The 11,007-nt window shown below is 72.3% G+C and carries 10 protein-coding genes; all 10 read left to right on the forward strand.

All coding sequences use genetic code 11. From position 1 onward, the window contains the following. Positions 1 to 5: 5 nt before the first annotated feature. The 10 genes from VK611_30655 (at position 6) to VK611_30700 (ending at position 10,965) form a co-directional block, all read left to right on the forward strand. Entirely contained in the window at positions 6 to 1,166 is a 1,161-nt protein-coding gene (locus VK611_30655; GenBank protein HMG45730.1) for an LLM class flavin-dependent oxidoreductase, read from the forward strand. A gap of 4 nt (positions 1,167 to 1,170) precedes the next feature. Further along, complete coding sequence (locus VK611_30660; protein ID HMG45731.1) at positions 1,171 to 2,094, forward strand: cyclase family protein; 924 nt, start codon at positions 1,171 to 1,173, stop codon at positions 2,092 to 2,094. A 115-nt stretch (positions 2,095 to 2,209) separates the two neighbouring features. Continuing rightward, positions 2,210 to 2,995, forward strand: a complete 786-nt coding sequence (locus VK611_30665; protein ID HMG45732.1) for an SDR family oxidoreductase — start codon at positions 2,210 to 2,212, stop codon at positions 2,993 to 2,995. Beyond that, a complete protein-coding gene (locus VK611_30670; GenBank protein HMG45733.1) occupies positions 2,995 to 5,766 on the forward strand; it encodes an ATP-binding cassette domain-containing protein in 2,772 nt (923 codons plus the stop codon). The genes VK611_30665 and VK611_30670 overlap by 1 nt, the downstream gene beginning before the upstream one ends. Next, complete coding sequence (locus tag VK611_30675) at positions 5,763 to 6,536, forward strand: ABC transporter ATP-binding protein (GenBank protein HMG45734.1); 774 nt, start codon at positions 5,763 to 5,765, stop codon at positions 6,534 to 6,536. The genes VK611_30670 and VK611_30675 overlap by 4 nt, the downstream gene beginning before the upstream one ends. Before the next feature lie 68 nt (positions 6,537 to 6,604). After that, on the forward strand, positions 6,605 to 7,876 hold the full coding sequence (locus tag VK611_30680; GenBank protein ID HMG45735.1) for an ABC transporter substrate-binding protein: 1,272 nt from the start codon (positions 6,605 to 6,607) through the stop codon (positions 7,874 to 7,876). 13 nt (positions 7,877 to 7,889) lie between these two features. Beyond that, a complete protein-coding gene (locus VK611_30685) occupies positions 7,890 to 8,783 on the forward strand; it encodes a TIGR03619 family F420-dependent LLM class oxidoreductase (GenBank protein HMG45736.1) in 894 nt (297 codons plus the stop codon). A gap of 17 nt (positions 8,784 to 8,800) precedes the next feature. Continuing rightward, on the forward strand, positions 8,801 to 9,268 hold the full coding sequence (locus VK611_30690) for a nuclear transport factor 2 family protein (protein HMG45737.1): 468 nt from the start codon (positions 8,801 to 8,803) through the stop codon (positions 9,266 to 9,268). Positions 9,269 to 9,278: 10 nt separating this feature from the next. After that, the gene (locus tag VK611_30695; protein HMG45738.1) at positions 9,279 to 10,142 is read left to right on the forward strand and encodes a TIGR03619 family F420-dependent LLM class oxidoreductase; all 864 of its coding nucleotides are present in this window, start codon (positions 9,279 to 9,281) and stop codon (positions 10,140 to 10,142) included. 43 nt (positions 10,143 to 10,185) lie between these two features. Continuing rightward, the gene (locus VK611_30700; protein HMG45739.1) at positions 10,186 to 10,965 is read left to right on the forward strand and encodes an SDR family oxidoreductase; all 780 of its coding nucleotides are present in this window, start codon (positions 10,186 to 10,188) and stop codon (positions 10,963 to 10,965) included. Positions 10,966 to 11,007 lie beyond the last annotated feature (42 nt).

Genomic DNA, 11,007 nt, shown 5'->3' on the forward strand with positions numbered 1-11,007 from the left:
ACGCCATGGAATTCGGGATCTTCGTCCAGGGTCACGTGCCCAACACCCGCGTCGAGCGGGAAGGCGATCAGGCCGAGCACAACGCCCTGATGAAGGAGGCCGAGCTGATCCGGGTGGCCGACCAGAACAACTTCAAGTACGCCTGGATCACCGAGCACCACTTCCTGACCGAGTACTCCCACCTGTCCGCCAGCGACGCGTACCTCGGCTACTGCGCGGCGCAGACCGAGCGCATCCACCTCGGCTCGGGCATCTTCAGCTTCAACCCCCACAAGGACCACCCCGGGCGGATCGCCGAGCGGGTGGCCATGCTGGACCACCTCACCGAGGGCCGCTTCGAGTTCGGGACGGGCCGGGGCGCCGGCAGCCGGGAGGTCACCGGCTGGGACATCGCCTCCACCGACGACACCCGGGCCATCTGGGACGAGGTCATCCGCGAGATCCCCAAGATGTGGCGCGACGAGGAGTACGCCTACCAGGGCGAGTACTTCAACCTCCCGTTCCCCGGCGACAAGATCCCCACCCGGAACATCCTGCCCAAGCCCTACTCGAAGCCCCACCCGCCCATGTGGGTGGCGGCGGGGAACCCTCCGACCTTCGAGAAGGCCGCCCGGATGGGCCTCGGGGTGCTGGCCTTCACCACCCGGGCCGTGCCCGACATGGCGCCGCTGATCGCCACCTACAAGGACAACGTCGGCAAGGCCGAGCCGGTGGGCGCGTTCGCCAACGACAACGTGATGGTGACCATCGGCCTGGTCTGCATGGAGGACGGCGAGGCGGCCCGGAAGATGGCCGCCAACATGGGCATCAACTACCTCCAGAGCCTCGTGTACCACTACCACGACACGATCCCGGTCCCCGAGGGTGCGCCGGTCTGGCCGGAGCCGGTCAGCGAGCCCACCCGGGAAGAGGTGGAGTTCCGCATCGACCAGGGGTACATCCTGTGCGGCGATCCCGACGAGATCACCGAGCAGCTCCGCCGGATGGAGAACGTCGGCATCGACCAGCTCGTCTTCGGCGTGCCGTGCGACCTGCCGTGGGACGTCGCCGCCGAGTCGCTCCGCCTGTTCGGCGACGAGGTCATCCCCAAGTTCGACACCGAGCCGACGCACCGCACCACCCGCCAGCGGGAGGCCGCGGCCGCGAGGATCGCGGGAGCGAGCTGACGCCATGGCCCTGCCCGACCACCTGAAGGAGCTCGCGGCCCGGGTGTCGAACTGGGGTCGTTGGGGCCCCGACGACCAGCGCGGGACCCTGAACCTGGTCGACGAGGCCGCCCGGCGGCGGGGGGTGGCCGCCGTCCGGACCGGCAAGGCGTTCTCCCTGGCCATCCCGTTCGACCGGGACGGCCCGCAGACGGGGCTGATGCCCGGGCGCGACAACCCGTCGCTGCGGATGCTGACCGTCAACGAGCCCATGACGGGCGACCCGGCGGACTTCTGCGCCTCCGACGACGCCTTCGGCATGGGGGTGCAGGCCGCGACCCACTGGGACGCCCTGTCCCACGTGAGCTACGAGGGCAGGCTCTACAACGACGTCGACGCGAGCGTGATCGACGGGTCCGGCGCCGGCCGGCTCGGCATCGAGCACGTCGGGCCGGTGACCACCCGGGGTGTCCTGCTCGACATCGCCCGCCTGAAGGGCGTCGAGCACTTCGACGAGGGCTACGCCATCACGGGGGACGACCTCGAGAAGGCGGCGGTGCAGGCCGGGGTCGCGGTGGAGCCGGGGGACGCGCTCCTGGTGCGCACCGGGCAGATGCACCACCTCCCCGACGGACGTGAGCGCTACGTCAACCCGTCGCCCGGGTTGTCGACCCGCTCGATCGAGTGGCTGCGGGACCACGACGTGGCCGCGGTGGCCACCGACACCCTGGTGTTCGAGGTGTGGCCGGGCGAGGACCCGGCGGTGACCCTGCCCGTGCACATGATCCACCTGCGGGACATGGGCCTGCTGCAGGGCCAGAACTGGTACCTCGACGAGCTGGCGGAGGACTGCGCCGGAGACGGTCGCTACGAGGTCCTCCTGGTGGCCAACCCCCTCCCGCTGACCCGGTCGGTCAGCGGGGTGGTGGCGCCGGTCGCGCTGAAGTAGCCGGGGATCGAGCTGGTGGACGTGCCCCGGTACCCGCGTAGGTCGAGGGCTCAAGCAAGCATTTGGTGCAGTGGTCCGATCGCCGGATCAGGACAGGCAGGGGGTGAACGCAGAGATGACCGATCTACTCGAGGACAAGGTCGTGGTCGTGGTCGGTGTCGGTGAGGGCCTCGGCCGGGCCATCGCCGAGCAGTGCTGCCAGCACGGCGCCGACGTGGCGCTCGGGGCCCGCTCCGAGGACTACCTGAAGGGCCTGGCCGACGAGCTCGCCGAGGCGACCGGCCGGGGCACCTTCGGCCATCACGTCGACATCGGCGAGCCCGCTGCGGTGACGGCCTTCCACAGAGCGGTGCTCGATCGCTTCGGACGGGTCGACACGCTGGTCCTCAACGCGGCCGACGACGAGGTACTGGGGCCCCTCGAGGGCGGCGACATCGATCGCTGGCGCCGGCAGATGGACCTGAACGTCATGGGCAGCATGCGCGTCGTGCAGGCCTTCGCCGGCGACCTGAAGGCCGGCCGGGGGTCCGTCGTCTTCACCGACTCGATGATCGTCGACAAGGTGCTGCCCACCATGGGCTCCTACGCCATGACCAAGGGCGCGCTGCGCGTGGGCGCCCGCACCCTGGCCCGGGAGCTCGGCGCCGAGGGGGTGCGGGTCAACTCGGTCGCTCCGGGCTGGATGTGGGGCGACTCGGTCGAGCAGTACATGGAGGGCGTCGAGCGCGACACCGGGACAACGGTCGCCGAGCAGAAAGGCGCCATCGCCGCCCAGTTCGCCCTGCCCGACTGGCCCACCGAGGTCGACTGCGCCAACGCCGTCGTCTTCCTGGCCTCCCCGCTCGCGAGCTCCGTCACCGGCGTGTGCCTCGACGTCAACGCCGGCGAGCTCTTCCGCTGATGGACAAGTTCCTCAGCCTGGTCATCAGCGGCGCCGTCAGCGGAGCCATCTACTCGCTGATCGCCTCGGGCCTGGTCCTCTCCTACACCGCCAGCGGCATCTTCAACCTCGGCTACGGGGCGGTCGCCTTCGCCTCGGCCTTCCTCTACTACGAGCTGCACGTCGGCTGGGGGTGGCCGATCGTCCCCGCCGCGCTGGCCACCGTCCTCGTGTTCGCCCCCGCGCTGGGCTGGGTGCTGCACGCCACCATCTTCCGCCGGCTCGGACAGGCGCGGGACGAGGCCAAGATCGTGGCCACGGTCGGGATCCTGGTGGCGGTGCCGGCGCTGATGCGGTGGGTCTTCGAGGTGCTGGTGAACGTCGTGCACTGGGACCTGCCGCTGGGCACCAACGTCTACGCGGCCCCCGGCATCGGCCCCACGCCCAAGGAGACCTGGAACCCGTTCGGCCGGGTGACCGTCGACTCCAACCAGGTGATCGTCTTCGCCGGCGCCGCGGTGGTGGCGCTGGTCCTGTGGGTCGTCGTGCGGCGCACCCGCCTGGGCCTGCAGTTCCGGGCGGTGGTCGACGGCCCCGAGCTGGCCGGGATGCGCGGCATCGACCCGGACCGCGCCACCGGCGCCTCGTGGGTCTTGGGCACCACCATCGCCGCCTTCGCCGGCGTCATCGCCGCGCCGGTCTTCAACAGCCTGCAGGCGTCCACCTACACGCTGGCCATGTTCGCCGCCGTCGCCGCGGCGGTGATCGGCGGGCTGCGGTCGGTGCCGTGGGCCTTCGTCGGCGGGCTGGCGCTGGGGGTCATCCAGAACCTCGTGGCCGGGTACGCCACCTTCGCCTCGGACATCCGGGGCTTCAGCGCCTCGGTGCCGTTCGCGGTGGTGTTCGTCGGCCTGCTCGTGATGTCGCGGTCGAAGGGCCGCCAGGCGGGGACGGTCGCCCGGGAGCGCATCGTCGGCGACCTGCCCCTGGTGGGCGCCGGGCGCCGAGCCCTCGCCGGCTGGGTCGCCGGTGCCGCCCTGCTGGTCGCCTACCTGTTCGTGGCCGACCCCTTCTGGCTCGGCCTGACCACCCGGGGCCTGGCCCTGGGCGTGGTGTTCCTGTCCTTCGTGCTGGTCACCGGCCACGGCGGGATGGTGAACCTGGCGCCCGCGGCGTTCGTGACCGCGGCCGGGCTCACCACCGGCCTGCTCTACCAGCACTACGGCCTGCCGGTGCAGGGAGCGGCGCTGGGCGGCATCGCGGTGGCCGTGGTCCTGGGGGTCCTCGTGGCCCTGCCGTCGCTGCGAATGGGAGGGCTGCCGCTGGCCCTGGCGACGCTGGCGCTGGCCTTCATGGGCGACAACGTCCTGTTCTCCTGGAACTGGTTCCGCAACGGACAGGCCGGCTGGGAGATCCCCCGACTCACCGTCGGCCCCCTCGACCTTGCCGACGAGCGCACCTTCGGCGTGGTGCTGCTGGTCGTGACCGCCGCGGTGATCCTGGCCATCCACAACGTGAGCACGTCGGCCTCGGGCCGGGCCATGCTCGCCGTCCGCTCGTCGGAGGCGGCCGCCGAGGCCAGCGGGCTGTCGGCGACCCGGGCCAAGCTGCTCGTCTTCGCCCTGGCCGCGGGGGTGGCCGGGCTGGGCGGCGTCCTCCTCAGCTCGTTCGACCGCCACGCCGTCAACGAGGCCTACCCGGCGACGCTGGGCCTCACCTGGCTGGCGGTAGTCGTGCTGTTCGGGGTGCGACGCCCCGAGGGCGCGGTGATCGCCGGGCTGATGGCCTCGCTGTTCCCCGCGCTCGTCAGCAAGGGCGTCCATTGGCCCGAGCCGGTGCCGAGCTGGCTGAACTGGGACGGCACCGAGGTGGCGTGGGTGCCCGACGCGCTGTTCGGCATGGGCGCCATCCAGCTGGCCAAGGACCCGAACGGGATGCTCTCGCTCTTCGGGGCGCGCCGGCGCCGAGCCGCCGCCGCCCAGGCTGCAGCCGAGGCGGAGGATCGGCAGCCGCCGCCGGTGGTGACGACGGCTGCGGGACCGGCCGCCTGGCAGCCCGCCGGGTCGGAGGCGCCCGTGCTGGAGCTACAGGGCGTCTCGGCCGGCTACGGCGCGGCAGCGGTCCTCTTCGGTGTGGACCTGGAGCTGCGGCCGGGCCGCATCACCGCTCTGGTGGGCCCCAACGGCGCGGGCAAGTCGACGCTGAGCGCCGTGGTGGCCGGCACGCTGCCCGTCACCTCGGGCGCCGTGCGCCTCGCGGGGACGGACGTCAGCGGCGAGGCGGCCCACCGGCGGGCACCCCGGGGCCTCGTCGTGTCGCCCGAGTCGCGGGGGATCTTCCCGGACCTGACCGTGGACGACAACCTGGCGGTCCGCCTGCCCGGCCGGAAGGACCGCGCCGCGGTCTACGACCGGTTCCCGCAGCTGGCCGCCCGCCGCGACCTCCCGGCCGGCCGCCTGTCCGGCGGCGAGCAGCAGATCCTGTCGCTGGCCTCGGTGGTGGTGAGCCCGCCGGCGGTGTTCGTGGCCGACGAGCCCTCCCTGGGGCTGGCGCCGCTGGTGGTGGACGAGATCAAGGAGCTGGTGACCGGCCTGCGGGACGCGGGGGTGGCGGTGCTGCTGATCGAGGAGCAGGCCAACGCCGTGCTCGACATCGCCGACGACGTGGCCGTGCTCGACCTGGGCCGCATCGCCCGGCGGGGGCCGGCCGAGTCGGTGACCGCGGAGGAGCTGTCGTCGGCCTACATGGGCCTGGAGCTGTCGGGCGACGAGCCGCAGGGAGCACGGCGATGACCGCGGACGCCGTCCCCCTGCTGGAGCTGGACGCCGTGGGCGTGCGGTTCGGCGGGGTCAGGGCCCTGGACGAGGTCAGCCTCTCGGTGGCCCCCGGGGAGGTCGTGGGGATCATCGGTCCCAACGGGGCCGGCAAGAGCACCCTCTTCGACGTGATCTCGGGGCTGCGGAAGCCCACCGCCGGCCGGGTCCGGTTCCGGGGCGCCGACGTGACCCGGCGCTCGGCGCCCCAGCGGGCCCGGGCCGGGATCCGCCGCACCTTCCAGCGCCAGCAGCTGTTCGACGACCTGTCGGTGCTGGACAACGTGGTGGCAGCGCAGGACTGGCGGGGCGGTGGGGGTGGCCCGCTGGCCGACGTGGTGGCCTGGCCCGCCCGCCGGCGGCCCGAGCGCACCCGCCGCGAACAGGCCCGCCGGACCTTGGAGCTGTGCGGCTTCGACCGCGACGTGGCCCTGTCGGCCGGCACCCTGGCCATCGGCGAGGCCCGCACGGTCGAGTTCGCCCGGGCCATCGTCGACGGGGCCGACCTCCTGCTGCTCGACGAGCCCACCTCGGGCCTGGGGAAGGCCGAGACCCGACGGTTCGGGGAGACGCTCGACACGGTCCACGCCGAACAGGGGTTCTCGGTGCTCCTGGTGGAGCACGACGTCGGCTTCGTCATGGAGCACGCCTCCCGGATCCTGGTGCTCCACCTCGGCCGGGTGCTGGCCGCCGGAACGCCCGCCGAGGTCCGGGCCGATCCCGAAGTGCGGGCCGCCTACCTGGGCTGAGCCGTGAAGACACCGAGTCCGACCAGATCGCAAGACCTGTCCATCGTGCAAGCGAGGGGGAAGAGAAGATGAAGCGCCGAACAGTAGGAGTGCTGGCTCTCGTGTTGTTGGTGGTGAGCGCCTGCGGGACCAGCGGCGACGACAGCGACAGCAGCGACGGCGGCAACGACGGCAACGACGAGCCGGCGGCACCCCAGGAGAGCCAGACGGCCCGGGGCGTGTCCGCCGACGAGATCCGGGTGGGCGGCGTCGCCCAGCTCGAGTACTACCCCGGCATCGACGTCGGCGCCAAGGCCCGGTTCGAGCGGGCCAACCGCGACGGTGGCGTCCACGGCCGGAAGATCACGCTGACCGGCGTGCAGGACGACGCCAGCGACGCCAGCCGGGGAGCGAGCATCGTCCGCGACCTCGTGCAGAGCGAGGAGGTGTTCGCGGTGCTCCCCGTGACCAGCGTCAACTTCCTGCCCCAGTCGTCGGACTTCCTCCAGGAGGAGGAGGTCCCCTACATCGGGTGGGGCATGGTCCCCGGGTTCTGCGGCTCCGAGTGGGGCTACGGCTTCAGCGGGTGCCTCATCAACCCGGACATCGCCAACACCTCCACCATCGACCCGATGCTGGAGGAGCTGGACAAGCCCGCCGACGAGGTGCGGGCGGCCATCCAGGCCGGCGACGACGACTCCGGCCGCGGGGCCCTCGGCCTGTACGAGAGCGTGCTGCAGGACCGCGGAGCGGAGGTCGTGTACTCCGAGGCCAACGCCCCGCCCGCGGGGCAGACCACCGACTGGACCCCCTACGCCCAGGAGATGCTGGCCCAGGACCCGGACATCGTGGTCATGTCCCTGGACTTCCCGGGCAGCGTGGGCCTCAACGGCGCCCTGCGGGCCGCCGGGTTCGAGGGGGCGACCATGGGCTACGTCGCCTACGTCCCCGGTGTGCTGGACGAGCAGGCCGACGCGGCCGCCGCGCTCGAGGGCACCTACGTCAACGTCCAGGTGCCGCCCCAGGAGGACGACAGCCCGGCCACCCAGCAGATCGAGGACGACCTGGAAGCCATCGGCGAGGAGCCGTTCATGACGTTCGGGGTCTCGCTGGGCTACTGGCAGGCGGACATGTTCATCGCCATGCTCGAAGCCACCGGCGAGGACCTGACGCCCCAGGCGTTCCACGACACCGTCAACGGCGGGTTCACCTACGAGCCCGAGCTCGAGGGCGCCGTCGGCCCCATCGAGTTCCCCGACGCCCTGAACCGACCCGCCCCGTGCGCGGGCCTGGTGCAGGTCCGCGAGGGCCAGTACGAGTCGTCGCAGGAGTTCTCCTGCTACGAGGTCCTCGACCGGTGAGGGGGCACCGCTGATGCGCTTCCACCAGGCCGTGGCCTTCCTGGAGGTCGACCACCTGCTCGAGCTGTGCCGGGCGACCGACGACCTCGGCTTCGACGGCATCTTCGTGTCGGACCACATCTGCTACCCGAAGGACCTGCAGTCGCCCTACCCCTACTCGCCGTACGAGGACGGCTCGCCGGCCTGGGCGCCCGAGTCGCCCTGGCCCGACTGCTGGTGCCTCATATCGGCCATGGCCGCGGTGACCGAGCGCCTCACGTTCACCACCGGGGTCTACGTGGCCCCGGCCCGGGACCTGCTCTCGGTGGCCAAGCAGGTGGGGACCGCGGCGGTCATCTCCGGCGACCGGGTGCGCTGCGGGGTGGGGGCGGGCTGGTGCAAGGAGGAGTTCGACCTCACCGGCCAGGAGTTCGGCAACCGGGGCGCCCGGCTCGACGACATGATCCCCGCCCTGCGCGCGCTGTGGGGCGGGGGCTGGGTCGAGTACCACGGCTCCCACTACGACGTGCCCCCGGTGATGCTCCGCCCGTCGCCGAGTCGCCCGGTCCCGGTCTACGTCGGCGGCAACAGCCGGCCGGCCATGCGCCGGGCCGTGCAGCTCGGCGACGGCTGGATGTGCGCCGACGTGCGCCCGCCGGACGAGGCCATGGAGCTGCTGCAGACCTTCACCGCCGAGTTGGCCCGGGCCGGCCGGTCGGAGGAGGGCTACCCGATCTACATGACGGTGGCGGCCCCGCCGGAGCCCGACCTGATCCGCCGGTTCGAGGACGCCGGGGTGACCGACTGGATCTGCGCACCGTGGATGCTGGCCGAGCAGAGCAGCGAGCGGGCCTTCAGCTCCACGGTCGCCGACAAGGTCGCCGCGGCCGAGCGCTTCGCCGACGACGTCATCGCCGAGCTGCGGTGACCGCAGGAGGACCGACCATGCCCACGCCCATCGATGCCGGGACGCTCAGCTACGTGGCCGACCGCATCGCCATAGACGACCTGCTCACCCGGTACACGACCGCGGTCGACCTGGAACGCTGGGAGCTGTTCGACACGGTGTTCCTGCCCGACGCGGTCATCGACTACACGTCGGCCGGCGGCATCCGAGGCGGGCCCGACGACATCAGGGACTGGTTGATCCGCGCCCTCGAGCCCTTCCCGGTGCGCCAGCACCTGCTGGGCAACAAGGAGGTGCGGATCGACGGCGACACCGCGTCGGTGCGGGCCTACTTCTTCAACCCGCTGATGATGACCGGGCCCGACGGCGCCTCCCGGTTCCTGCCCGGTGGCGGCTACTACCACCACCGGCTGGTGCGCACCCCGGACGGCTGGCGCAGCGCCGAGCTGGTCGAAGAGGAGGTCTGGCGGGACGGCCTGCCCGACGACCTCGAGATCCCCACCTGAGGCCGAGCAGATGCGCCACTGGCTCTGCGTCATGCACGAGGACACCTCCCAGCTGGTGGAGGTGGCGCGGGCGGCCGAGGAGGTCGGCTACCACGGCATCGCCGTGGCCGACCACGTGGCCGTGCCCCACGACCACGCGTCGGCCCACCCCGGGGGCGAGTCGACCTTCACGACGACCACGCCCTTCCCTGACCCGTTCACGTCGATCGCGGCCATGGCCGTGGCCACCAGCCGCCTGCGGTTCCTGCCCTACGTGCTGGTGCTGCCGATGCGCGACCCGTTCACGGTGGCCAAGCAGGCGGCCACCGTGTCGATCCTGTCGGGCAACCGCTTCGCCCTGGGCGTCGGCGCCGGCTGGCTGCGGGAGGAGATCGCCCTGTTGGGCCACGACCCCCGGACCCGGGGCAGCCGCCTGGACGAGATGCTCGCGGTGATGCGGGCGTTCTGGGACGACGGCGTGGTGGAGTGGCACGGGCGCCACTTCGACTTCGGCCCCACGTCCATGTACCCGCGGCCGGAGGCGCACATCCCGGTGTGGGTGGGCGGGCGCAGCGACGTCGCCCTGCGCCGGGCCGCCCGCCACGACGGCTGGCTGGGCATGAACTACGCGGTCGAGGAGATCCCCGGACTGCTGGCCCGGCTGCAGGAGCAGCGGCGGCAGGTGCTCGACGAGCGGGGAGGCGACGCCGGTCCCGTGTCGTTCGAGACCCTGGTCATCCCGCAGGCGCCACCCAGCCGAGCGCTCTACGAGGACCTGGAGGCGTGGGGCGTCACATCCACCGTGGTCGTCGCCTGGCCTCCGGGCGACCCGGCGTTCGCGTCGCTCGCCAGCAAGCGGGCGGCCATGGAGGCCTGCGCCGACGCCTGCTTCTGAGGCAGCCAACCCCCTCTGACACCGAAGGAGAACCGTGGGACTCTTGGACGATCGAGTGGTGCTGATATCGGGCGTGGGCCCGGGGCTCGGGCACGAGACCGCCGCCGCCGTGCTCGACGAGGGCGGTCGTGTGGTGCTCACCGACATGTTCGGCGACCGGGTCGAGAAGATCCGGGCCGACCTCGACCCCGGCGGCGAGCGCAGCCTGGCGGTGGAGGTCGACATCACCTCCGCGGCGCACTGCGCGGCGCTGCCGGAACGGGTGCGCGCCCGGTTCCCGCACGTCCACGGCATCGTCAACGTCGCCGCGTTCGACGACCCCGTGGGCGGCCTGATGGACGACGACGTGCTCGACGACTGGGACCGTGCCGCGGCGGTCAACGTCAAGGGCACGCTGCGGGTCACCAAGGCGATGGTCCCGCTCATGCCGCCCGACGGCGGCTCGATCGTCATCATCGGGTCGACCTCGTTCGCCCGCACGCGCCGCACCCGCTGGAACCTCGCCTACGGCATGAGCAAGGGCGCGCTGGTGACCGCCACCTACTTCCTGGCCGACGAGCTGGGGCCGTCGGGGATCCGCACCAACACCGTCGCGCCGGGGTGGAAGTGGGGCCCGCGGGTGGAGGGGTACTTCGACGGTGAGGCGGCCCGCCGGGGCGTCGACCGGCAGGTGCTGGTGGACGCCATCTCCGAGGAGCTGTCCCTGCGGCGCATGGCCACCGACCGGGACGTCGCCAACGCGGCCGTGTTCTTCCTGTCCGACATGTCGCGCGCGATCACGGGTCAGACGATCTTCGTCGACGGGGGCCACGTCTTCCGCTGAAACCGGGCGGGCGGAGAGCCCCGTCCCAGGCCAGGGCCGATC

Source organism: Acidimicrobiales bacterium, assembly GCA_035316325.1.
Lineage (GTDB): Bacteria > Actinomycetota > Acidimicrobiia > Acidimicrobiales > VFJN01 > DASXTK01.

What these genes read in the sequence shown, in the direction of transcription:
- VK611_30695 (HMG45738.1), top strand. Translation starts at nt 9,279, where the DNA reads ATGCGCCACTGGCTCTGCGTCATGCACGAGGACACCTCCCAGCTGGTG.
- VK611_30685 (HMG45736.1), top strand. Translation starts at nt 7,890, where the DNA reads ATGCGCTTCCACCAGGCCGTGGCCTTCCTGGAGGTCGACCACCTGCTC.
- VK611_30675 (HMG45734.1), top strand. Translation starts at nt 5,763, where the DNA reads ATGACCGCGGACGCCGTCCCCCTGCTGGAGCTGGACGCCGTGGGCGTG.
- VK611_30680 (HMG45735.1), top strand. Translation starts at nt 6,605, where the DNA reads ATGAAGCGCCGAACAGTAGGAGTGCTGGCTCTCGTGTTGTTGGTGGTG.
- VK611_30655 (HMG45730.1), top strand. Translation starts at nt 6, where the DNA reads ATGGAATTCGGGATCTTCGTCCAGGGTCACGTGCCCAACACCCGCGTC.
- VK611_30690 (HMG45737.1), top strand. Translation starts at nt 8,801, where the DNA reads ATGCCCACGCCCATCGATGCCGGGACGCTCAGCTACGTGGCCGACCGC.
- VK611_30660 (HMG45731.1), top strand. Translation starts at nt 1,171, where the DNA reads ATGGCCCTGCCCGACCACCTGAAGGAGCTCGCGGCCCGGGTGTCGAAC.
- VK611_30665 (HMG45732.1), top strand. Translation starts at nt 2,210, where the DNA reads ATGACCGATCTACTCGAGGACAAGGTCGTGGTCGTGGTCGGTGTCGGT.
- VK611_30670 (HMG45733.1), top strand. Translation starts at nt 2,995, where the DNA reads ATGGACAAGTTCCTCAGCCTGGTCATCAGCGGCGCCGTCAGCGGAGCC.